We start from the raw sequence: 24,095 nt of genomic DNA, 5'->3' as shown, positions 1-24,095 counted from the left end.
AATGCAAAGGCTTTTTTATGATTACCGGGCGTTGTTTACAGCTGTGGTCCAGCAGCAACTAATCCTTTACCTTCTTCATTGTCAGTAAATTGCACAAAATTTTCGACAAACAAGTTTGCTAGATTTTCTGCTTTTGACTGCCACTGTGCAACATCTTGATAAGTATCACGAGGATCTAAAATCTTAGCGTCACAGTTAGCTAATTCAGTTGGTACTTCCAAATTAAATATTGGAATGATCTTAGTTGGAGCATGTTCAATTGAACCATCAAGAATTGAATCAATAATTGCTCGCGTATCTTTAATTGAAATACGTTTACCTGTGCCATTCCAACCAGTATTTACTAGGTAAGCTTCTGCACCAGAAGCATTCATGCGCTCAACTAATACTTCCGCATATTTAGTTGGGTGTAATGTTAAAAACGCTTTACCAAAACACGATGAGAATGTTGGTACAGGCTCAGTAATACCACGTTCTGTTCCGGCTAACTTAGCGGTAAAACCAGACAGGAAGTGATATTTAGTCTGTGCATCCGTTAATTTAGACACTGGCGGTAATACACCAAATGCATCAGCGGTTAAAAATATAACTTTTTTAGCATGACCTGCTTTAGAAACAGGTTTTACAATGTTATCAATATGATTAATTGGGTAAGAAACACGAGTGTTTTGTGTAACTGAACCGTCAGTGAAATCTATTTTACCATTTTCATCCACGGTTACGTTTTCCAATAATGCATCACGACGAATCGCATTATAAATATCAGGTTCACTTTCTTTATCTAAGTCGATAGTTTTAGCGTAACAACCACCTTCAAAATTAAACACACCGTCTTTATCCCAACCATGTTCATCGTCGCCTATAAGCGCACGTTTTGGATCGGTAGATAAAGTTGTTTTACCAGTACCTGACAAACCAAAAAATATAGCTACATCACCTTCTTTACCAACATTAGCTGAACAATGCATTGATGCCATACCTTGTAACGGTAGGTAATAGTTCATCATTGCGAACAAACCTTTTTTCATTTCTCCGCCGTACCAAGTACCACCAATAATTTGCATCTTTTCAGTAAGGTTAAAAACAGTAAAGACTTCTGAGTTTAAGCCTTGCTCTTTCCAGTTAGGATTTGTGGTTTTTGAACCATTCATTACGGTAAAGTCAGGTTCACCATAATTTTCTAATTCAGCATCCGTTGGACGCATAAACATATTTTTAACGAAATGAGCTTGCCACGCGACTTCGGTAATAAACCGTACCTTAAGTCGTACTGTTTCATTAGCCCCACAGAAAGTATCAACAACAAATAGCTTTTTACCTGATAGTTGTTTACTAACAAGACCTTTCAGATCTTGCCAAATTTCTTTTGAAATAGGTTTATTATCGTTTGGAGCAGCTTTCGAATTCCACCACATAGTATCTTTTGTGATGGCATCTTCTACTATAAACTTATCTTTTGGTGAACGGCCGGTAAATATCCCAGTGCTAACATTAACAGCGCCTAATTCAGTAACGACACCTTTCTCGTAACCTTCAAGAGCAGGGTTAGTCTCCTCTTCATACAAAACATCATATGACGGATTATAAATAACTTCGTTAACGTCTGTTATGCCGTACTGTGATAAATCAATATTTTTAGCCATTTAAGTTCACCGAATCATAGTTAAATTAAAAAAAGGAATCTGTATAGATAAATCGATTCATATTAAATTTCGACTTATCTATAAAGACTAATACCCAAGTTAAAATATTCTTTCTTATGACTTAGCGTCTGAATTATCTCTAGGCTTTAAATCGCATTCTAACGTAATTACTCTTATTTTTGTAGTGCAAACTGAAAGTTTTACAAATGAATTACACAATACGGTATTTTATAAAATAAACAATGACTTACGCGTTAATTATATTAATTAACGTAACCAAATGGTGTAATTTAGTTGATATAAAGTGTGGAAGTTACATTTTTTTGATCGGTTATTTTGACTTCTAACCTTTTTAATTTGCATAACCTTGATGGATTAAATCGCTAACGGATAGAAACATATTTAGTGCTTCAGCTAATGGCTGAAATGTATCAATTGAATCAATAAATAGAGGGGATGCTGACGTTTGAGGGGAATTCAGGCAAAAAAATGGGGCAATAAAAACAACTCCTATTGCCCCATAACAAAACGGATTAGTGGTTTAATTAGCTTTGTTTTTTTCCTGCTGAAGTGTTTTAACATCTGCAATTAAGTGGGTTATTGATGTCTTATTTAAACCATTATATATGCCTCTGATATGACGATTTTGGTCAACTAGGACTATATTCTCGGTATGCAGAAAGTCATTATTGCTAACGTACTCGCCAAGGTCTTCATTAGCAAAATAGTCTTCACGGGCTATCGTATAAATATCATCTCTCTTGCCTGTAACTAAGTACCACTTACCAGCTTTAATGTCATTCTCATCAGCGTATTCCTGCAACACTTCAACGGTGTCATTTTCAGGTTGGATTGAGTGAGATATGATAAAAACATCATCATCTTGCAAAAATTCAGTTTGGACATTAGATAACTGTGAGCGCATTTTAGGACAAATACCAGGGCATGATGTAAAGAAGAAGCTGGCAACATAAATTTTGCCTTCCATATCTTTATTCGTTAAGTATTCACCGGTTTGATCCATAAATTTGAAATCGGATATTTTATGAAAGTTAGACAATTTTGGACTATCTGAACTTAACCAATTAGGCGTAAACTCTGGCCCATTATAATAAGGTAAACTATTAGCCTTATTGCTATCACTGCCGCTTTGGGCCGCATGTGTATATGTATTGGTAAATATTGTAATCAACAAAACGCTAATTAATTGTAACGACTTTTTCATCTTCTAACTCCACACACATATTTGATCGTTTAAGGCCAAAAATACGGCCATTCACGTATTCATAATTACTAAATAACTTACCATTACGGCGCCATGCTTGCTGTAAACCAGACTCACTACCCTGGACGTAATGTAATTTTTTGAACAGCTCACCTGTGGCATACCATTGCTGCGAATAACCTTCAGTTTTACCTTGCTGATAATTTCTGACAGAACGTAAATTACCATTGCCCCACCAGCTTTTCGTCTCACCATGCAGTCGGCCATCTTGATACAAGGAATAAAAGCCAAGGACTCCACTTGGGAACCACTGCTTTAAATAACCATGACGTTGTCCATTTTGAAAAGTAGCTAATTTCGATATTTGCCCATTGGCATAATAAGAAATAGCTTCTCCAGTAAATGGAATACCATCATAAGTTCGCAGTCCTTGAGGCGACATCACAATATCATCTGTATTCACCGCATCAGTTGTTAATCCTATTTTTAATAAGATCAACAAAGGTAGCAGCAGTAGGACTAGACTAATTAATCGCACTTGCCGTGCCTTGATAATCACCAGGGAATAAAATGTAGTAAGACCCTAGGTAAACTTCATTTTCAATATGGTAATGATACTCTTCGCTATCACTATGTTGTGTTTGTGCAGTATGTCCACCAGATTCATCTAAATCTGTAGGGTAAGTGCCTGTTGAGTTACATTTACGACCGTAAAGGAAGAAACCGTCGCTAATAACTCCCACTAGGTTACTGTCATCATCTGAAAAACTAACTGGCTCTAAATGGTAATGAAAACTTTGTGGACCAGTGTGCGCACCATTATAATCTAAGCTGCCAACTGCATTATCAAGTGCAATACCAGGACCTTCTTCGTCGTTATAAATAACTGAGCCACTCACTGCAATGCCGATTGCACCTAAACCAGTAGAAGATGATGTTGATGCTTTTTCAGGTGATGCAGCTACCGTTAATGTATAAGTCCCAACAAAGTCATCGATATTACCAGGTGCCATTTCGTCATAGGAGGTTACTGTCGGCTCAACAAATAATTCATTGTCCGTCGACCAGTAAGGTGATGTGTGATTAGGTAAGCCATTGGTTTCGATAACTACATCAGTGCCACTCAAAGCAACACTTACATTATCCGTATCAAATTCAGCATATGCAGAATGTAATGCGCTAACATCTGTAGACGTGCTGGTAGATGTATCTTCAGAAGAATCATCTGATGAATCACACCCAGCCAATGCAACACTCGTTAGTAGAACGGTTAAGTTTATTAATTTAAAAGACTTCATATATGCTCCTATTATTTATATTCATGAATATAGAAGTCAATTGTGCAAATAGTATGGAAGAATCAATGTTTCTTTAAACAAATAGTAAATATCAACTTTCAGTCTTTAATACAGACGATTTGTAACTAGTGGCTTTAAAGGTTGCCATGTATGTTGTAAGAATAGATAAACAGCAGAAGTTAACCCTTACCCGCGTCTGATTTTAACCATTTATTTAATATCAGCTTTAAATCATTTAGTTTGATTGGTTTACTTAAAAAGTCATCCATACCAACAGAAAAACAATGCTCTTTGTCCCCGGTCATTGCCGCACCAGTTATAGCAACAATTGGTATGCGTGAATAACCGCGATCTCGCTCTAACCTCCTGATTGATTGAGTCATTTCATAGCCATCCATTTCTGGCATATGACAGTCACTTAAAATAAGTGAGTATTGATGTGCTTCCCACTTATGAATAGCTTCTTTACCATCACTTGCAAGGTCGGCTTTATAACCCAAACGTAACATCTGCTTTTTGATCAAATCTTGATTAAATTGATTGTCTTCAACAATAAGAATGTCGGCATGACTGTCCTCACTGTTATGTTCAGACTCTATAATTCGCTCTTTTTTCCGAGCTGAAGTTTCGTTGCTTATTTGGTAAGGACTTGAAAGTGTATTTATCGTTTCTATTAATTGATTTCTTGTTAGTGGTTTTATCGGCAAGCTATGAACTTGAGGATAATTTGATGTCAGTGCATCCTTTTGGGCTCGGTCGATTGCAACCACAACTTTACTATTCCATGACGCACCTCGAGTCTGCTCTATAAATTTCATGGCTAATTCTAATTCACCCACCATGACCAAAACTAAATCAAAAGATTTATCCTTTGTAATCTCTTCTATGTCTTTGAGTATCGGCTGATCGTAAAATTGCACCGATGCGCCTTCGTTTTCCAAATACGAAACATACCGTTTGGATACTTTTTCCAGATAGACATTTATATTTAAAATAACAATAGTTTTGTTTGGTAGTTTTGGTTGAGGAAAATCTTGTTCCTTTGCTTGCCAAACGGGTAAATCTAGCGAAAACGTAGAGCCGACACCAAGCTCACTTTCCATAATAATAGCACCGCCCATCATGTCGGCTAAATTACCACAAATGGCTAAACCTAGCCCAGTACCACCATATTTTCTGGTTGTAGATTTTTCAGCTTGCACAAATGGAGAAAACAGTGACTTTTGCACACTTTTATCAATGCCAATTCCATTATCTTTGATTGAAAATGCGATGTTTTGCAACGGCGGTTGATCATCTTTAACAGAGACAGACACGACAATCTTCCCCACTCTTTCTTCGCTGCTATTGGTAAATTTTATCGCATTGCCTAATAAGTTAAATAGGATTTGACGCACTCTCACTTCATCCCCTAATACAACTTTGGGTATGTTAGTCGCTTCTCTAACATCAATAATAAGATTCTTTTTGGTGGCTACCGGTAAAAATATATTGGTAATATTATCGATTACATCTGATATTGAGAAAGGCCTTTCTTCTAATTCTAACTTGCCGGATTCAATTTTATTTAAGTCTAAAATATCGTTGAGAATTGAAACTAAACTATCTGCGGCTACTTTGGATGTTTCGATTAAAGAGCGTGTTTCTTGTTTTAGTCGGTCATGAGAAGCTAATTCTAAATTACCAATAATGGCGTTCATTGGAGTTCTAAGTTCGTGGCTCATCATTGCTAAGAAATTACTTTTGGCTCTGTTTGCCTGTTCAGCTCTTTCTGAGGCTAACTCTAGCTCTCCCGTTCGTTGAGTAACTCTATTTTCCAAATCTACATTGAGTTTTTTGAGTTCATTCCTGTATTTTACAACTTGCGTCTGGTCTATACACACACCATAGACTTTTCGAATATCGTCATTAATACTTTTAACCACGATAGCTTGAGCGTGAATGTATTTGTCGTCTTTATTGGGAATGCAAACTCTAAAGTCGACTTCAAATGAACTATCCGTTTCAATTGCCGTATTTAATGTACTTATAATAAAACCTAAATCGTCCGGATGAACACGTTCTTTCCATTTAACCATTCTGGTAGAGTCGTCATTTTCTTCGAATTGGAAGATGTTATTTGACATCGTATCCCAGTTCCACGTCCAACGCCCTTCTGAATTTTCGGCGCCTTCCCAAGTGCCAATATCGCCAGCTTGCAACGCTAATTCTTTAGCATAATTAGCGTTAGTTAATTGCATCAAAACTTCTTTCTGCTGAGTGCAATCTTCAATTGAGCCAACAATAGTTGAACCTGAATTCTCATTTTTGAATAAATCGCCTTTTAATGAGAACCACCTTATTTCTCCTGCAACACGAGCTCTAAATTCAAAATTAAGAGAAATACCAAACTCTAAGTGATTACTAAAGAATTCATCAAATACGATTTGATCTATATCCACGATAAGTGATCTGAATCGGTTCCAGTCAAAAAACACTTCCGGTTTTACACCTAACAGCTCTTTCATCTTTAATGAAAAAAATGCCAATTCTGCTTCTGGTATATATTCCCATGTCCCTATGCCTGCACTGGAAGTTGCTTTTACAATTTTATCTAAACCAATAGAGTCTTTATTACTATTTCTACGAGCCGCCACATCCTCACTCACGGTAAATAATACAACTGAAGAACCGGTGTCCAATTCCATTTGTTTTGCACATATATCTATTTTTTTTATTTCATGTGCATGAGCTTGTAGAATAAAATAAGGCAGTGGGCTATTAAGTGTTTCTTTTTTAAATTCTGAAAAACTATGACAGCCATTCAACAACTCTTTACTGATTTTGTTACCCAGTTCCAACTTAAATAAACCGCTAAACATATCGCCAAACAAAACATCAAATTGCAAACTAACATGTAAAACATCGCCCGCTAGATTACATATGATTGCCGGTGATTTTGTAAACGATAACAGATCCCTTATGTTATTTAAGCTTATCACTCATTTCCCCAGTTATAACTTTGATTACATCATCAACACATCACATGTGTTTATCGACTCAGCAATAGGTTTAGATAAAATATTGTTATATTTAGACTAGTTGACAACTAAGTTATTACAAATGATGAGTTTATCGCCATTAATTTAATGTTTAAAAATCACTCAACTACGCCAACGTTTTAATTTTATGGTCTACACTTAACTGAGTTTGCCAAATGGGTATTCTTATAGTTATTAGTCACGGTTGGAGTGAAGGTTGAAATCTACTAAATTTATCGATATTTCTGAGCTGGAAGACATATTTGGAGAAATGGATAATAGCGAGACTTGTGAAACAGTCGAAAGCTTACAAGCTGATTTTATTCTTAAGTTAAGTGTATTAACTAACTGTGTTGAGCAAAATGACATTAGTACATTTAAATTGAACGCCCACTCCTTAAAGTCCAACTGCTGCTATTTAGGTGCCACCGAGCTAAACCAAAATTCATATCAATTAGAATTAACTACCTCTTTTAAAGATGACAACTTTTCTTCTAATTGGGCCACATTCAAAAATACATTTGATTCCACCATGAGTGAAATACAAGAGACAATTGAACAACTGAAGTAAAGGACTGCTCAAATGGATAAAAACGGTAATAAAATTCATCATATCGTCATCGTACGTGAAGATAATGATCTTGATCAGCTGGCAGTAAATAAAATTGTTGGTTATTTCAACAACGCATTAGTGATCCATAACGTTAAAGAATTAAAACCTATAATGTTAGAACAAACCCCTAAAGTTATTTTCTTTTCAAACGAACACTTAGAAACCAGTTTTCAGCAATATTACGCATTACTTGCCAGTGTCGATGAGTCAGAGCTTTGCGAACATAAGTTTGTCACCTTTTGTAATAAAAAAGATGAAGACATTGCATTTGCCGCATACAACACTGACATAGTAGATGAATACTTAATAAGCCGACCTCTCTATGAAGTCACGCGCCCTATATTACTGGCCAATCAATTGTTAAAAGTATTAGGCGTGAATATTTCAGCTAACGGTAAAGTCGAATACCAAGCAACAAAACTGCAATTGAAAACTGAATTAACTGCGCTTATAGAAAATACACTTGAAAGAAAAAAAGTCATGAAAGAAGACTTTGAAAAAAGTATCATTAAGTTAGATTCGGCAATTACTAATGCACAAGAAAAGCTTAATAATAATAAAAAAGCGGAGCTGAATTTAGATGAAGTCAAAGATTTATTAGCTCAAATAAAATCAAATGAAATTAGACCTGAGTTATTAGATCTGCAAAATAAAGCCCTGTCTTTATTAAATAGATTTGTAAAAAGTACAAGTAGCATAGTCTCTAAAATGGATACTCCGCCCTCGGAAAATGCAAGAGAGCAAACATCACCACAGAACACATCACAGGCTTCTAGCTCAGTTAAAAGCCCAGCGAGCAAAAAACATGTAGAAGATATCGTGTTTGACAATCGCCTACACCACGAGGACGTAAGTAGTAATAATATTATTAAAGTTCTTTTAGTCGAAGATGATGAAATTTCATTAAATTTAAGTGCTAAATTATTTAGAAGTAAACGATACGACTTTGATTATGCCGTTAACGGTCGTCAGGCATTAAAAAAACTAGGCGAGAGTAAATTCGATATCGTCTTTATGGATATAAACTTGCCAGACTCAGACGGACTTTCAATTGTTTCCCAGCTAACCAATAACAGTTCGCTCAATGTAACCACGCCAATCGTTGTTTTAACGGGCAGTCATAGTAAATTATCAGTTAAGCGGGCTGGACAAGTAGGCGCTAAAGTCTATTTAATAAAACCTCTTAGACAAGCAACGCTGCAACAAGCCTTAAAGAAATGTAATTTGCTATAAAATAAAACTTCGTTCGTATGTTTTAGCTAATTACATTAAACTTGCATTATATCTCTTCTGTAACTATTTAGTGTAAATCTAATATTTTCTACTGGGAAAAAATGCTTAACAAACAACAAATTAAACAGACGTTAATACTTGGTTGGCCAATTTCATTACAGAATATTTTGGTCACCTTATTGAGCATGATTGACGTTGTTATGGTGAGTCATTTAGGTGACGCCGCCATAGGTGCCGTTGGTTTAGGTAACCGCGTTATGTTTGTTGTTATGGTTATTATATTAGGTCTTAGCTGGGGCGTTGGGATCTTAGCTGCGCAATACTATGGCGCAGGGCAAACAAAAAAAATCCGCTTAAATATTCTCATCGGCAGCATTTACGGCATTATTGCGTTAATACCTATTATTGTTTTAAACATCTTTTATGCTGACTCCATTCTGGCTTTAGGCACAGACAATGAAGAAGTTATTTCTTTGGGCCAAAGTTATTTATGGATAACGATGCCCAGCGTTATATTTGTCGCTGTCACTCAAGTTATTGAAAACGCCCTACGCAGTATAAACCAAGTTAAATTACCGCTAATTTTTAGTGTTGTGTCTATTATCCTTAACGTTATTTTAAATTACTGGTTAATCAATGGCGGCTTAGGTGTTGACGCTATGGGGGTATCTGGCGCCGCGTTAGCCACTACTTTATCTAGACTCTTTCAAATGCTCATTCTGTTAGTTATCTTAAAACACATCAAACATGAACTTTCAGTGAAAAGATCTGACTTTGCTTTACTGGGTAATATGGCTGACTGGACTAAATTATTAAAGCTAATTGCGCCAATTATGCTGAGCTCTGGCGTTTGGTCTTTAGGCACATTCTGTTACCAACTAATATACAGCCGCATGGGCATTAATGAGCTTGCTGTTATTAGTATGCTGTTGCCTGTTGAAGCCTTAATAGTATCGTTATTTTTTGGTATCGCTTCAGCCTGCTCAATCATGGTAGGCCAGCACCTTGGCGCAAATCGTAAAGCTGAAGCATGGAATACCGCAAAAACCTTTGCTTTACTTTCCCCTTTTGTTGCCATTTTTGTTGGTTTGCTTCTATTACTAGCCCAAAAATATATTTTAATGCCCTATCAAGGAGCATCAGCTGAATCTTTAGCTTTGGCTAATCAAGCGTTTGTGGTGATCACCTTATTGTCTTGGATGAAGGTTATTAATATGACGTTGGCGATGGGCGTATTGCGAGCTGGCGGAGATAACCGATACTGCCTAATAACCGATGCAACCGCTATGTGGTGTGTGGCATTGCCACTCACTTTTTTGGCGGCCTTTTATTGGCAATTAGCTTTTGTTTACGTGTTACTAATATCGTATTCAGAAGATTTAATCAAAGCGTTCATGTTTGGCATTAGAGTCAAAAATAAACGCTGGATGAAAAATTTAACCTGATTTGGCAATCAGGTATTACTCAGTTTCGCCGGAGCTTGTCTTGTCGTTATTGCGAGCTTTAAACAAATAAGCGATACCAATACCTGAAACAAAGCCCCAGAAGTGGGCGGCCCAAGATATATAAGGCAACATATTAAATAGTGACAACAAAGCACCACCGAATAATACAAAGGCTAAAATTGCACTAAACCAGCTACGTAAACTCGGATTGAAAAATGCTTGAGTGAATAAAAAACCAATCAACGCATACACAAGACCAGACGCACCAACAACCAATCCGCCACTACCGAACAACCAAGTGCCAATCCCAGAACCAATAATGCCTAACAACAATACATACCTAAGCTGTTTACTGCCGACCGCAAGCCTAACTAAAATCCCAGTGCCTAATAAAGAAATACTGTTGGAAATAATATGACCAAAACCACCATGTAAAAATGGCGAGAATATAATTCCCATTAAACCGGATAACGAACGAGGACGAATACCAAAACCGTTGAAGGTGGCAAAGGGAATAAAGAAGTCGATTAAAAATACAATCCACATAATCGCTAAAAGTAACAATATGTCTTTTGGTAAAAACTTATTAATCGTTGGGTTATTTAATAATGATGTCTTTGACGCTGAAGTATTTGGCATCGGGTTATTCTTCTTTTAATAATTTAATAATATCAACCAGTGCATCTTGTTCTACGTTAAGCACTTCTATAATGGCCACAAACAAATCGGCAGAAAACATACCCTTACTCACTTTACTACGTAAGTTCTCTGGCGTCATAACCAAACCATGCTCTGCTAACTTATCCGCAAGGTCATTGTATTTTAATCCTTTTAACATCATAGCGGAACGAATGTAACGTGCTATTGTCTGTTTGTAAGGTGTCATTGCTTTACGGTTTTTGACGCTTTGATTTTGATCCATTACATTAGCTCTCGGTTTTGCCTGATTATTAATTTACACCAGTACTAGTTAATAACGATTCGCAAACTTGATAAAAGTTTCAAACCTAAAGTTGAGTTATTAATCATTTGGTATGTTGCATTTATAGCATATAAAATAATTAATACGCAATTTTTGTGTCTTGATGTTGACATAATAAAACATAGTGCTATATTCGTGACCTATGTTACACAAATATAAAAAAGGAACCACCCATGACTTGGAGTAACACTTCTTTAAAAACGCTAGCCGAATCTCAACCGGATTGGGTAGTTGAAGCGGAAGGCGACTGTCTTTCTATTTCAAACGATGAAGGTATCGATGCGTTTGTTTATGTTGGCTCACAACAAATTATTGTTGAAACTGCCTTATTTCCAGCATCAGATGTTACCGATAAAGCAGCATTAAATGATTTGATTTTACATTCACATCACTTATTACCGTTAACCGCAATTTGCATCAACAAAATTGGCGACCAAGATTATTACGTCGCATTTGGTGCCTTATCTGTTGATAGTAAAGATTCAGTGGTTGTAGAAGAAATTGAAACCTTATTTGTTAACACCAGCGAATTTTTAGATTTATATAACGAGTTTCTAACTCAGGAGAAAACAGCATGAGCTTAAAAAAATTATGGACTGCATTACGCGGCGCGACTAACGAAAGTCTTGAAGCTGTTGCCGATAGCCAATCGATTCGCATACTGGATCAAGAATTACGAGATGCAAAAAAAGAACTGCAGGCTTGTGATGAAAACCTAACAAAAATAATGGCTAAACGTAAATTAACGGAAGCTAAAACTAAGTCGTTAACCAGTGAAGTTGAGACTTATACTAATCACGCTATCGCAGCGAGTGAAAAAGGTGATGAAGCATTAGCCATTGAATGCGCTGAACGCGTTTCAGAATTAGAAACTAATTTAGAAGTTGAGCAAAGCATTTTAACTGGTTTTACAACGTCTGAAAAAACGTTAAAAGCCAACATAGCTAAAGCAAAAACCAACGTACGTAGAATGGAACAACAAATTGACCAAGTTAAAGCAACTGAGTCAGTTCAAAAAGCACAAGTTGCTGTTTCATCTCGTCATATGGGCGCAAACACTAAAGTGAAAACAGCGCTAGATAGCTTAGAACGCATCAAGCAAAAACAGCAACAACGTAGTGCTGAACTTGAAGCGGCTGAAGAGCTTGCCAATGAAGAATCTGGCAGCAGCTTAGACGCTAAGTTAAAGCAAGCTGGCATTCAACCAGGTGGAGAAGTTAAAGGCAGTGACAAACTAGCCCAACTTCTAGCTAAGAAAAAAGGCTAAACCTTAATTGATAAAAAAACAGTGCCCCCAACCGCACTGTTTTTTTCGTTTTGTGCTTATTAATATTTGAGTTGTCATTATGTTCAGTAAAATTTTCGGTAAAAAAGAAGAAGTTAATCCATTAGAAAATACACCTAGTATTATGGGATTAAGAATTGGCGGTAGCTTCGATGTTGACCCGCTATTGTTACGTTTAACAGAAAGTGAACTTATCGTCAGTGGCTGCTCACCAACGCAAATTATCCAAGCTGCTGGTATTGTCGATTTAGACGGCACTTGGGTATATCGTTTTTATACCGACGACGAGGCTTTTTTACAGGTTATTGCTGAGGGCGGACAAAACGATGAACACGTTGTTGATGTAAAATTATTTCACTTCTATGATACCCTCGAGATCGCAGACAAAGCGATATGGGATGAAATTCTCAGCAAAAAAATTGGTACGCCGACGTATGAACTAGAGTCGCAAACATTTGAACGTGTTTGGACTTCAGCCAGTGAGTATCACAATCCGGTACACATGGCAGAAAAAACGTTTGATGAAACGGGCGAAAGTTCTGACACTGATCAGTTTACTATGTTGTTTGAAAGACCTATATCGGGTAATAATACCGAATCATTATTTATATCCGCTGAAGAAAAATTAGAAGAAGCTGGGTATTTAAGTCGCTGTTTAGTAATAAGTACCGGTATTACATTATCAGCAGCGCAAATAACAATTCACGGTTAATCTGGAAATAAGAGATTAACCAATCACTGACTTTAACATTTGTTTAACAAGGACATTCCATGGAACATAACTTATTAACAGCCGTCGCTAACTTCGGTTTATATTTTGGTTTATCAATCGTATTTTTGGTTGTATTCAAATTCGCTTACACTTTCATCACGCCACATGACGAATGGAAGTTAATTAAAGAAGAAAAAAGCACGTCGGCCGCAATTGGTTTTGGTGGTGCTATTTTAGGTTTCTCTCTTGCATTAGCGAGTGCTGCAACTAACTCTGTATCTGTTGTTGATTTTGCAACTTGGGGATTAATTGCTTTGGTTGCACAGTGTGTAGCGTTTGCGATTATACGTTTTGGTTTTATGCCTAAAATTGTACAACGTATTGAAGACAATGAAATAAGTGCTGGCGTTATGCTAGGTGTTATTAATGTTTCTATAGGTGTTTTAAACGCTGCATGCATGAGCTACTAAGGAGAATTCTGTGAAACGTTCTCAATTTATTAATTTAGACTTGATGCGCAAAGTTAAACCTAAGTTTCTTTTGCGCCCTATCGCGCTTGGTATTACCGCAGCTTTATTATCGGCATGTGGCAATAACCAAGAAGTAAAGGTAGTGAGTTCAGTTGACGATTGTGTCAGCAATACCTCGCTCGGTTTAGAAGAATGCGAAATAGCTTACAAAAGCGCATTAGCTGAATCTGCAAAGACCAGTCCTAAATATAAGACAATGAATGCTTGTGTGTCTGAGTTTGGTGCTAATCAGTGTGTACAAAGTCAAAATCAAAGTATCTTTATGCCATTAATGGCTGGTTTCATGATCAATGAGTTATTGTTCAATCGAAATCGTAATTCCTATGGCGGTTATTTCAACCCAGTTTACCGATACAACCGACCTTACTCTTCACATCATAATTCAATGATGTTGGCCGATGGTACTTCAATTGGTAAATACGGCAAAAACTCATATAACGTAAGTAAATCAGCAACTAAACAAAAACCTATTGTTACTAGAACAGTTTCTCGTGGTGGCTTTGGTTCAGTTGCATCTGCTAAGTCTAATTGGGGCGGCGGTAAAAGCAGTAGCTCAAGAGGCTGGGGCGGATAGTTTATGTTGCGCTTACCCATAAAAGAACGTGATGGTTGGCAAGCTAAAGCCGAAGAATTCGGCTTTAAGTTTCATACCATGTATGGCGAACAATACTGGGACGAAAGTGCATACTATCAATTTACCCTAAAGCAAATTGAGCAAGACTTAGAAGCACCAACCGAAGAAATACACCAAATGTGTTTGTCTGTGGTAGACAAAGTGGTCAAAGACGACGAGTTAATGACGCGCTTTTGTTTACCCAAATCTCAATGGGATTTTATTCGTCAGTCTTGGCAAAATGGTGATCCGAGTTTGTATTCAAGGTTAGACTTTGCTTACTCTGGAAATGGCCCTGCCAAGCTTTACGAAAACAACGCAGATACTCCAACCAGTGTATACGAAACTGGCTTTTGGCAGTGGTTATGGTTACAAGACAACGTTGATAATCAAACATTAAACAAACGTGCTGACCAATTTAATAGCCTGCAAGAAAAGCTGGTTAATCGCTTTTCAGACCTACAGTTTCTAACCCCTGACCGACAATTGCATTTTGCCTGCTGTAAAGACACAGAAGAAGATAGAGGTACAGTTCAGTACCTTGAAGATTGTGCCAAGGCTGCCGGTATTACCGCTAAATTTGTATATATTGAAGATATTGGTCGTGATAAAGACGGTAACTTTACTGATTTAGATAACCAAGTGATCTCATGGATGTTTAAGCTGTATCCCTGGGAATTTATGATGCAAGAAGAGTTTAGTGAATTGTTGGGAACCAACAACATTCGCTGGATAGAGCCGCCTTGGAAAAGCATTTTATCTAATAAAGCACTTCTGCCTATGTTATGGAAATTATTTCCAGATCATCCCAACTTATTACCCGCTTTTTTTGAAGACGAATTAGACCAAGCTCAAGGTATTGAGCGTCTGGTTAAGAAACCAATATTTTCACGTGAAGGGGCCAATATATCTTTTGTCACCAATCAAAATGGTATCTTTGTGCCAGAAAATGATCTGTCGACAAGTAACATCGCCGATAAAAATGTATCTGACGGACCTTATGGTGAAGAAGGTTACATATACCAAGCTGCTCACATGCTGCCTCAGTATGGTGAAAATCACACTTTAATTGGCAGTTGGTTAGTTGACGACCAAGCCGCGGGGATTTCAATGCGAGAAGACTCAGGTCCTATCACCCAAGATATGAGCAGATTTGTTCCACATATTATTTTATAAATTCACTTTAAGATTCAACCACTTTACCGTTAGAATAGGTTTTCACATCATCGGTTAATTTGTCCTAATGAAAAACTTTATTCTATTTATGCTCGCCGTCCTTATTTGGGGCTCGACTTGGTTAGTTATTACTTTCCAATTAGGTCATGTACATCCTTTAGTTTCCGTCTTTTATCGTTTTGCTATCGCAGCCTGTATCTTGTTGATTTACGCTAAATGGAAAGGTTTATTTAAACCACTGTCGGCTAAACATCACTTTTTATTAGTTATTCAAGGTTTGAGTTTATTTGGCTTAAATCATTGGGCGGTTTATCAAGGTGAGCATTATATTACTAGTGCACTAGCTGCGGTTGTCAGTACGTCTATTATTTATCTTAATATTTTGTTTGGTTGGCTATTACTTGGAAAACCAGTAGTAAAAGAGGTGCTAGGCGGTGCGGTTGTTGGTGTGCTTGGTATTATACTTTTATTTTTACCTGAGCTGTCAAAAAGTGAAATGAGCCAATTCGTTTATTGGGGATTAGGCTTAGTGTTTGGTGGCAGTATTTTAGCCTCACTGGGTAATATCACATCGGCTTATACGCAAAAATCAGGTATTGCAGTGACTCATGCTAACGCCTTGAGTATGACTTACGCTTCGGTCTTTTTAGCCTTAATAATTTTATTGTCGGACATACCATTTAGTTTTGAATTTACCTTTGAATACATTTCTTCGTTATTGTACTTAGCTATCTTTGGTTCGGTAATCGCCTTTTGGGCGTATCTCACTTTAGTGGGTAATATTGGTGCCGACAAAGCCGGTTATGCCGTATTAGTCTACCCTGCTATTGCACTTATATTATCGTCCTTGTATGAAGATTATCTATGGACTTGGCAAAGCTTTTTAGGGATGGGCTTAATTGTTTTTGGCAATTTAATCGCCATGAACAAATGGCAACAAATTGGCTTAACCTTAAAAATTGCTAGAACGAGAATACGCGGTTAACTTATCTAGAATTCATTTTTCCTATATAAAATCATATTTATTTTCACCTTGATTTATCTGCAAGAAAGCCTTTAAGAAAAAGGCTTTTTTTTACTCTGAGTTATAGTAAAAATATTTAATTATATTCAGATTTAAACTATTTGAAACTTTGTTGCGACTATAGTTGGTAATCAAATAAAAGATGAATTTACTATGATAAAAAATACCTTAACCGCAATGATTTTTTCACTTATGTCACTTGGTCTTTTGGCCGCCGATAAAATTGAACATGTATTTCACTATGATAAATCAAAAGTAAAAATAGATGGCGAACTGTCAGAGGAAGTCTGGGATAAAGCTACAAAATTTAGCTTAGATTATAATATTAACCCTGGTGATAACACTCCTGCCCCTGTAAAAACAGAGATCATGTTATATGAAAATGGCAAAAGCTTATTTGTCGCTTTTATCGCCCACGATCCAGACCCATCAAAGATACGTTCATACTTTCGTGACCGCGATACCATGTTCCAAGATGATTTTGTTGGCATTGTTATCGACACCTTTAACGACGAACGTCGTGCTTATGAGTTTTTTGTAAATGCTTACGGCGTACAAGGCGACCTTATAAAAGATGATACTCAAGGTGGAAGTGAAGACAGTAACTGGGATGCAATCTGGAACAGTGCTGGCGTAATAACCGACACTGGCTACATCGTCGAAATGGAGATCCCATTTAATGCCTTACGCTTTCCAAGTGACAAAGGCGAAATGACATGGGGAATTGACGCCTTACGAATATATCCACGTGACACCAGAATGGTATTAGCCAGTAATAAGTCTGACCGTTCAATGGACTGTCACTTGTGCCAAATCAGTAAGATAAGTGGCCTTAAAGACATCAAACAAGGCAACAATTTCCAATTAACACCGACACTAACCTCTTCCCGTTCAGATTTTAAAGAAGATATTTCTGGCCCTTGGCAAAATGGCGACCAAAAAACAGATGCTGGAGTTGATTTACGTTGGGGGGTTAGCCAAGAATTATATTTAAATGCCACGGTTAACCCTGACTTTTCACAAGTGGAAGCGGATGCAGCTCAGCTCGATGTAAACAATACATACTCGTTATATTTTGACGAAAAACGCCCATTCTTCTTAGATGGTAAAGACTACTTTGATACCCAACGTATGAACTTAGTACATACACGTAATATCTCATCTCCTGAATATGGTTTAAAACTCACAGGTAAAAATGGCGGCAATACTTATGGCCTATTAACCAGTAACGACAAAACCACCAATTTTTTAATGCCCGAGCATTCAGGCTCTGACATTGCAGAATTAGAGATGGAATCTGAAGTGATCATTGCTCGTTATCGCATGGATGTTGGCCATCGCAATAATGTAGGCGTCTTGTTAACTAGCCGTTCAGGTGAAGGTTATCGCAACACCGTCGCTTCTGTTGATGGACGCTACCAATTTAATAAAGCGGATAGCTTTTCATATCAAATCGCTCAATCGGATAGTAAAAATCCGCTGTCAGTACAAGATGACTTTGATGTTGATAGAGCACAAACCGATAACGCCATTAGTATGCAGTACAACCACAAACATCGCGATTTTAACCTTGGAGCTAGTTATTCCAATTATGGAACCGACTTTAGATCGGACTTAGGCTTTACCAGCCGAGTTGATTATGAGCAGGCCGTTATTTATGGTGACTATGTTTGGTATGGCGAAAAAGGCAGCCAATGGACACAATATGGTGTTTATGGCGACTGGGATAAAGCGTATTCTCTAGATGGAATAATGTTGGAAGAAGAAATAGAATTGTACGGATACTTAAAAGGACCAAAACAATTTTATTCTAACTTTGGTGTATTACAGCGCAATAAATATTGGGATGGAGAGTATTATAAAGAGACAAATTTCTCTCAATATTTTGAGTTTAATCCACTATCCAACATCACGGTAGGTGCTTATTATAAGTTGGGCGACGCTATCGATTATGCCAATAGTCAACTTGGTGATATTTGGTTACTAGAGTCTTTTGCCAACATTAAATTAGGCAAACATTTATCAAGCGACATTAACTATACATACCAGTCTCTAGATGTTGCAAATGGTACGTTATTTACCGCCAATCAATTTGATGTACGTGTAAATTATCAATTTAGTTTAAAAAGTTATCTGCGTTTAATTGTTCAATATACCGATATAGACAGAGACGCTAGCTTGTATTTAGACGAAGAAGTCGACAGCCACAGTAAATATATGAATACCCAACTGCTTTATGCTTATAAAATAAATCCACAAACCTTGTTCTATTTAGGTTACGCCGATGGCGGATATCAGGATGACAACTTAAGTAAAATAGAAAAAGACCAACGTACTGTATTTATGAAAATGAGTTACGCTTTTCAACTATAACGGCCATTATAAATAGCTCTTAGAAAAGCCCTTATAAAATCTATTATAAAAGCTCCGAGAGTAGCTCCGAGAGTAGCTCTGAAAAATAGCTCTTAGAAATAACACAAATAAAAATGCCAACATCAATGTTGGCATTTTTGTTTATTTCAAACACAAACTTATCTTTAAACCTTAAGTAGCTTGTAATACATGCTAGTGCCAGACATATCACCTTGTGGATTTAAGGCAAACGAAGGTATATCTCCGACTTTCACATAATTATTCTTTTGATAAAAAAGCTCGGCATTTGACTCAGTTTCAGTGTCTAAAACCAACAAACTTAATTTGTGTTCAAGTGCTAGTTGCTCGGCTTTCTGCATTAATTGAGTAGCTAATCCAATACTGCGAAAACGAGGAAGGACAAACAGCTTTTGTACTTCACCACGGTGTTTACCATTGTCTTTATTACACAAAGATATTTGCACCGAGCCTGCTATTTGTCCGTCTTTCTCTGCCACCAATAAAATACAATCTTGGCTTAAACTTGTTGCGACATCTAGCCAATAATCACTGACTTTTTGTTCCGTTACTGTATTTAAAAAACCTAACGATGCACCATCTTTAACACAAGTTAACAACCCATCCGTGAGTTGATTAACTTGCTGTTGATCAAGACGAACAAGCTGTTTGATCATTGCTAATTCATATCCAATTCTTGCATTTTACGAGTAATCGTATTGCGTCCCCAGCCTATACGTTTAGCCGCTTCTTGTTTATGTCCTTTGGTGTGACGTAACGATATTTCTATTAACGCTCGTTCAAAACTCGCTTGCGCTTCTTTAATGACATCGGACTTTCCCTGGGAAAGTTGATCGTCCAACCAAACCTCAAACGAACTTACCCAATTGCCTGTTGCCTCTTGCATTTGACTCGACTGCTGATACATAGGCTTGTCTAGAATTTCAGGAGGTAAGTCGTCAATAAGGATATCTTTACCGCTGGCCATAACCGTTAACCAACGACAGGTATTTTCTAACTGCCTAACGTTACCAGGCCAAGTGTAGTGTGATAAAAAGTCAGCCGCTGTTTTCGACAGCTGTTTTGATTCAACACTAAGTTCTTTTGCGGCTTGAATTAAAAAGTGCTCACACAGTTGTGGGATATCTTCTTTACGATCTTTCAGCGCTGGAATATGAATACGAATGACATTCAAACGATGAAATAAATCTTCCCTAAATTTACCCTGCTCAACCAGGTTCTCTAAATTTTGGTGTGTGGCCGCAACAATTCTTACGTCAACCGACACAGGCTCATGGCCACCAACTCGATAAAATTGTCCATCCGCTAGTACACGTAACAAACGGGTTTGTATATCAAGTGGCATATCACCAATTTCATCTAAGAATAATGTGCCATTATTTGCTTGTTCAAATCGACCTTTACGAGCTGAAGCTGCGCCAGTAAAAGCGCCTTTTTCATGACCAAATAATTCAGACTCAATAAGCTCTTTAGGAATTGCTGCCATATTTAACGCAACAAAGGTATTTTCTTTACGCGGGCTGTGTTTATGCAGTGCATGGGCGACTAATTCTTTACCCGTACCAGATTGACCATTGATTAATACACTCACACTAGAGCGAGATAATCGTCCAATAGCCCTAAAAACTTCCTGCATTGCTGGAGCTTCGCCAATTATCTCTGAGACTGGACCTTGCACAGAGTTCTTCTTTTTTGAGCTACGTTTCTTAGAGTGTTCTACGGCTCGTTTTGCTAATGCGATTGCTTCATCAATATCAAAAGGCTTAGGTAAATATTCAAACGCGCCTTGTTGATAAGCATTAACAGCGCTGTCCAAGTCTGAATGAGCTGTCATTATGATCACAGGAAGGTTTGGATGACTAACCTGTAATTTGTCTAATAACTCAATACCATCCATCTCAGGCATTTTTATGTCTGAAATAATAGTATCTGGTTCATCGTAATCTAAACGTTGTAACATCATATTGGCTGATGCAAATGACTCTACTTCAAAGCCTTCTTGCGATAAGGCTTTTTCTAAAACCCAACGAATTGAATTGTCGTCATCGACTATCCACACTCGACTCATAAGTCACTTCCTTCATTATCTTGAATAATGGGTAAATAAATATTAAATGCTGTTTTACCAGGCACACTTTCTACTTCTATTTTGCCACGATGCTGATCTATTAAAGTTTGAGTTATAGAAAGCCCCAAACCATTGCCATCGGATTTTGTAGAAACCAATGGATAAAAAATTGTGCCTATTAATTTTTCACTAATACCACCACCATTATCGATAATAGATATTTTAATAGTTTGTTTAAAACGCTTGTCCTGCATAACAACGTTACCGGCAAAGCGTGTTTGCATAATCAACTTTGGCGTTTCATCGCTGGACGTTTTATCAAAGTGTTCCGCCAGCGCTTGCATGCCATTACGCACAATATTTAGCACAGCTTGTTCTATTTGATTAGGGTCTAAAACCGTGGTTGGTAAACTTGGGTCATAGTCTCTTTGAAAAGAAACATTTACTGGCTTATCTAACATGACCAAACTAAATATTCGCTCTAGTACAACATGGATATTAGTCGCCGACCTTTTTGGTAAAGTATTTGGCCCTAATAATCTATCGACCAAATCACGAAGCCTATCTGACTGCTCCATGATCAATTGGGTATATTCTTTTAATTCATCTGAGTCTAAGCTTCTGCTTAACAACTGTGCCGCACCACGAATTCCACCAAGTGGATTTTTTATTTCATGAGCTAAGCCGCGGATCAAATGTCTAGACGCACTAATATGGTGCTTTTGCGCATTCTCTTGATTTATTTTACGTAAGTTGTCGTTTTGTCTTATTTGTAGCAGACAGCCAATCTCACCATCTAAATGCATAGAGTCCGCAGTAACTTCTGTGGTTATGCTACGACCGTCAGCAAACATAAACTCAACGTCGTTATCAAAAAAGCTACGATTACATTCCCATAACTCATCCAGTAAACGTTCTGGAAAAGTATGGCGTATAAATAAATCCCATAATTTAACCGTCGCTAACTTCTTTTTACTCTGACCAAACATCATAGATGCTTGTTGATTACAAAAGCGTATAAATCCGTCTTGACCAATAACAATCACAGCTAAACTCAATTGTTCTAGGATTTGGAAGCTTTTTGAAACCTGCGGTGTTTTTGTCATTTTCTTTCCGTACCATGCAGGCACTAAAATAGTGCAATAAAATTTAGTTTAAACCTAATCGACTAAAACACCCAATCATTCGCACTAAATTGGGGTAAATATACGTATTTAGTTGGTGATTATTAATAATAGCTATTATTGCAATTTGCTTGCCCAAACCGTGTTATTTAGGCAAAAAAAAACCTGCAAAATGCAGGTTTTTTCATTAACTTTAAAAGTTAAACACTGTAGTACATTTCGAACTCAACTGGGTGAGTTGTCATGTTCAATTTCTCTACGTCTTGAGATTTAAGAGCAATGTATGCATCGATAGTATCATCGTTAAATACACCACCAGCTTTCAAGAATTCACGGTCGTCACTTAATGCCGCTAATGCTTCTTCTAAAGAAGATGCAACTTGAGGAATTTGAGCCGCTTCTTCTGCAGGAAGGTCGTATAAATCTTTATCCATTGCATCACCAGGGTGTATCTTGTTTTTGATCCCGTCTAGGCCAGCCATTAACATAGCTGTGTAAGCTAGGTATGGGTTACCAGTTGGGTCAGGGAAACGTACTTCAATACGACGCGCTTTTGGCGATGGTACTACTGGAATACGGATAGATGCTGAACGGTTACGAGCAGAGTATGCAAGCATTACCGGCGCTTCAAATCCTGGTACTAAACGTTTGTACGAGTTAGTAGAAGCATTTGTGAAAGCATTGATTGCTTTAGCATGTTTGATAATACCACCGATGTAGTAGATAGCCATTTCAGAAAGGCCGCCGTACTTATCACCAGCAAATAAGTTTTCACCATTTTTAACAAGAGACTGGTGAACGTGCATACCAGAACCATTATCACCAACGATAGGCTTAGGCATAAATGTAGCTGTTTTGCCATATAAGTGAGCCATGTTGTGAACAACATATTTGTATATTTGAGTTTCATCTGCTTTTAAAACAAGCGTGTTGAAACGACAAGCGATTTCGTTTTGACCTGCAGTAGCAACTTCATGGTGATGAGCTTCAACAACTAAGCCCATTTCTTCCATCACTAAACAAGTAGCTGAACGCCAATCATTTGAAGAGTCAACTGGAGAAACTGGGAAGTAACCGCCTTTAACACCAGGACGGTGACCCATGTTTCCACCTTCATAATCTTTATCAGAGTTCCAAGCCGCTTCTACTGAATCAACTGAGTACATAGAGCCACTCATGTCTGATTTGTATTTAACATCGTCAAATAAGAAGAATTCTGGTTCTGGACCAATTAATACTTCATCAGCAAAACCTTCAGCGCGCATATAAGCTTCTGCACGTTTAGCAACAGAACGAGGGTCACGTTCGTAACCTTGCATTGTGCCAGGTTCTAAAACGTCACAACGTACATTTAACGTTGTTTCTTCAGAGAACGGGTCTAGTACAGCAGATTCTGAGTCAGGCATTAATACCATGTCAGATTCGTTAATTCCTTTCCAACCAGCGATTGATGAACCATCAAACATTTTTCCATCTTCGAAGAAATCTTCGTCTACTTGGTGTGATGGAATAGTAACGTGCTGCTCTTTACCTTTTGTATCAGTGAAACGTAAGTCGATAAATTTAACTTCGTTTTCTTTGATTAGGTCTAAAACCGATTGAGACATTGTTTTCTCCAGAAATTGATTTGTAGTTTTTTACCATTTTTAAAATGGTTTCTTTTTTAAATATTATTTAATTAACTATATGTGAGCTAAATGTGTGCCAACATTA

Annotated in this window: 22 protein-coding genes; 11 read left to right on the top strand and 11 right to left on the bottom strand. The window is 37.3% G+C overall.

What is annotated here, in order from left to right; translation table 11 throughout:
• Positions 1-35: 35 nt before the first annotated feature.
• The 5 genes from pckA to BTO11_RS05540 form a co-directional block, all read right to left on the bottom strand.
• Positions 36-1,643 (bottom strand): phosphoenolpyruvate carboxykinase (ATP), encoded by a 1,608-nt coding sequence (gene pckA, locus BTO11_RS05560; protein WP_105051668.1) that lies wholly within the window; start codon positions 1,641-1,643, stop codon positions 36-38.
• A 541-nt stretch (positions 1,644-2,184) separates the two neighbouring features.
• A complete protein-coding gene (locus BTO11_RS05555; RefSeq protein WP_105051667.1) occupies positions 2,185-2,868 on the bottom strand; it encodes an SCO family protein in 684 nt (227 codons plus the stop codon).
• A complete protein-coding gene (locus BTO11_RS05550; protein WP_229793346.1) occupies positions 2,843-3,406 on the bottom strand; it encodes a toxin-antitoxin system YwqK family antitoxin in 564 nt (187 codons plus the stop codon). The genes BTO11_RS05555 and BTO11_RS05550 overlap by 26 nt, the downstream gene beginning before the upstream one ends.
• Positions 3,393-4,166 carry a YHYH protein gene (locus tag BTO11_RS05545; RefSeq protein ID WP_105051666.1) on the bottom strand — a complete coding sequence of 258 codons (774 nt, stop codon included), beginning with the start codon at positions 4,164-4,166 and terminating at the stop codon, positions 3,393-3,395. The genes BTO11_RS05550 and BTO11_RS05545 overlap by 14 nt, the downstream gene beginning before the upstream one ends.
• A gap of 179 nt (positions 4,167-4,345) precedes the next feature.
• On the bottom strand, positions 4,346-7,147 hold the full coding sequence (locus tag BTO11_RS05540; RefSeq protein ID WP_105051665.1) for an ATP-binding protein: 2,802 nt from the start codon (positions 7,145-7,147) through the stop codon (positions 4,346-4,348).
• A gap of 256 nt (positions 7,148-7,403) precedes the next feature.
• Here BTO11_RS05540 and BTO11_RS05535 point away from each other — a divergent pair, with 256 nt between their 5' ends.
• The 3 genes from BTO11_RS05535 to BTO11_RS05525 all read left to right on the top strand — a co-directional run bounded on the left by BTO11_RS05535 (position 7,404) and on the right by BTO11_RS05525 (position 10,477).
• Positions 7,404-7,757: an Hpt domain-containing protein gene (locus tag BTO11_RS05535; RefSeq protein ID WP_105051664.1), complete on the top strand. Its 354-nt coding sequence runs from the start codon at positions 7,404-7,406 to the stop codon at positions 7,755-7,757.
• Positions 7,758-7,769: 12 nt separating this feature from the next.
• A complete protein-coding gene (locus BTO11_RS05530) occupies positions 7,770-9,032 on the top strand; it encodes a response regulator (protein ID WP_105051663.1) in 1,263 nt (420 codons plus the stop codon).
• A gap of 101 nt (positions 9,033-9,133) precedes the next feature.
• Positions 9,134-10,477, top strand: a complete 1,344-nt coding sequence (locus BTO11_RS05525; protein ID WP_105051662.1) for an MATE family efflux transporter — start codon at positions 9,134-9,136, stop codon at positions 10,475-10,477.
• A 15-nt stretch (positions 10,478-10,492) separates the two neighbouring features.
• Here the strand turns inward: BTO11_RS05525 and BTO11_RS05520 are convergent, their stop codons facing one another.
• Both BTO11_RS05520 and BTO11_RS05515 read right to left on the bottom strand, forming a co-directional pair.
• Entirely contained in the window at positions 10,493-11,116 is a 624-nt protein-coding gene (locus BTO11_RS05520; protein ID WP_105051661.1) for a rhomboid family intramembrane serine protease, read from the bottom strand.
• 4 nt (positions 11,117-11,120) lie between these two features.
• Positions 11,121-11,399, bottom strand: coding sequence for a DUF6471 domain-containing protein (locus BTO11_RS05515; RefSeq protein WP_105051660.1), 279 nt, complete (start codon positions 11,397-11,399; stop codon positions 11,121-11,123).
• A gap of 233 nt (positions 11,400-11,632) precedes the next feature.
• Between BTO11_RS05515 and BTO11_RS05510 the strand changes: the two genes are divergently transcribed.
• The 8 genes from BTO11_RS05510 to BTO11_RS05475 all read left to right on the top strand — a co-directional run bounded on the left by BTO11_RS05510 (position 11,633) and on the right by BTO11_RS05475 (position 19,172).
• Positions 11,633-12,037 (top strand): DUF2170 family protein, encoded by a 405-nt coding sequence (locus tag BTO11_RS05510; RefSeq protein WP_105051659.1) that lies wholly within the window; start codon positions 11,633-11,635, stop codon positions 12,035-12,037.
• On the top strand, positions 12,034-12,726 hold the full coding sequence (locus tag BTO11_RS05505) for a PspA/IM30 family protein (protein ID WP_105051658.1): 693 nt from the start codon (positions 12,034-12,036) through the stop codon (positions 12,724-12,726). The genes BTO11_RS05510 and BTO11_RS05505 overlap by 4 nt, the downstream gene beginning before the upstream one ends.
• A gap of 79 nt (positions 12,727-12,805) precedes the next feature.
• Positions 12,806-13,456 (top strand): YjfK family protein, encoded by a 651-nt coding sequence (locus BTO11_RS05500; protein ID WP_105051657.1) that lies wholly within the window; start codon positions 12,806-12,808, stop codon positions 13,454-13,456.
• A gap of 59 nt (positions 13,457-13,515) precedes the next feature.
• Positions 13,516-13,926 carry a DUF350 domain-containing protein gene (locus tag BTO11_RS05495; protein ID WP_105051656.1) on the top strand — a complete coding sequence of 137 codons (411 nt, stop codon included), beginning with the start codon at positions 13,516-13,518 and terminating at the stop codon, positions 13,924-13,926.
• Between the two features lie 10 nt (positions 13,927-13,936).
• Positions 13,937-14,560, top strand: coding sequence for a DUF1190 domain-containing protein (locus BTO11_RS05490; protein ID WP_105051655.1), 624 nt, complete (start codon positions 13,937-13,939; stop codon positions 14,558-14,560).
• 3 nt (positions 14,561-14,563) lie between these two features.
• Complete coding sequence (locus tag BTO11_RS05485) at positions 14,564-15,775, top strand: glutathionylspermidine synthase family protein (protein ID WP_105051654.1); 1,212 nt, start codon at positions 14,564-14,566, stop codon at positions 15,773-15,775.
• Positions 15,776-15,842: 67 nt separating this feature from the next.
• Positions 15,843-16,760: a DMT family transporter gene (locus tag BTO11_RS05480; protein WP_105051653.1), complete on the top strand. Its 918-nt coding sequence runs from the start codon at positions 15,843-15,845 to the stop codon at positions 16,758-16,760.
• 192 nt (positions 16,761-16,952) lie between these two features.
• A complete protein-coding gene (locus BTO11_RS05475) occupies positions 16,953-19,172 on the top strand; it encodes a carbohydrate binding family 9 domain-containing protein (RefSeq protein WP_105051652.1) in 2,220 nt (739 codons plus the stop codon).
• 164 nt (positions 19,173-19,336) lie between these two features.
• Here the strand turns inward: BTO11_RS05475 and BTO11_RS05470 are convergent, their stop codons facing one another.
• The 4 genes from BTO11_RS05470 to glnA form a co-directional block, all read right to left on the bottom strand.
• Complete coding sequence (locus BTO11_RS05470; RefSeq protein WP_105051651.1) at positions 19,337-19,846, bottom strand: GNAT family N-acetyltransferase; 510 nt, start codon at positions 19,844-19,846, stop codon at positions 19,337-19,339.
• A 2-nt stretch (positions 19,847-19,848) separates the two neighbouring features.
• Positions 19,849-21,258: a nitrogen regulation protein NR(I) gene (glnG, locus tag BTO11_RS05465; protein ID WP_105051650.1), complete on the bottom strand. Its 1,410-nt coding sequence runs from the start codon at positions 21,256-21,258 to the stop codon at positions 19,849-19,851.
• Entirely contained in the window at positions 21,255-22,364 is a 1,110-nt protein-coding gene (gene glnL / locus BTO11_RS05460) for a nitrogen regulation protein NR(II) (protein WP_105051649.1), read from the bottom strand. The genes glnG and glnL overlap by 4 nt, the downstream gene beginning before the upstream one ends.
• A gap of 218 nt (positions 22,365-22,582) precedes the next feature.
• Positions 22,583-23,989: a glutamate--ammonia ligase gene (glnA, locus tag BTO11_RS05455; RefSeq protein ID WP_105051648.1), complete on the bottom strand. Its 1,407-nt coding sequence runs from the start codon at positions 23,987-23,989 to the stop codon at positions 22,583-22,585.
• Between the last annotated feature and the right edge of the window lie 106 nt (positions 23,990-24,095).

Source organism: Psychrosphaera saromensis (genome assembly GCF_002954545.1).
Lineage (GTDB): Bacteria > Pseudomonadota > Gammaproteobacteria > Enterobacterales > Alteromonadaceae > Psychrosphaera > Psychrosphaera saromensis.
The sequence above is the reverse complement of the archived record's forward strand: the minus strand, read 5'-3'. Positions and strand labels throughout refer to the sequence as shown.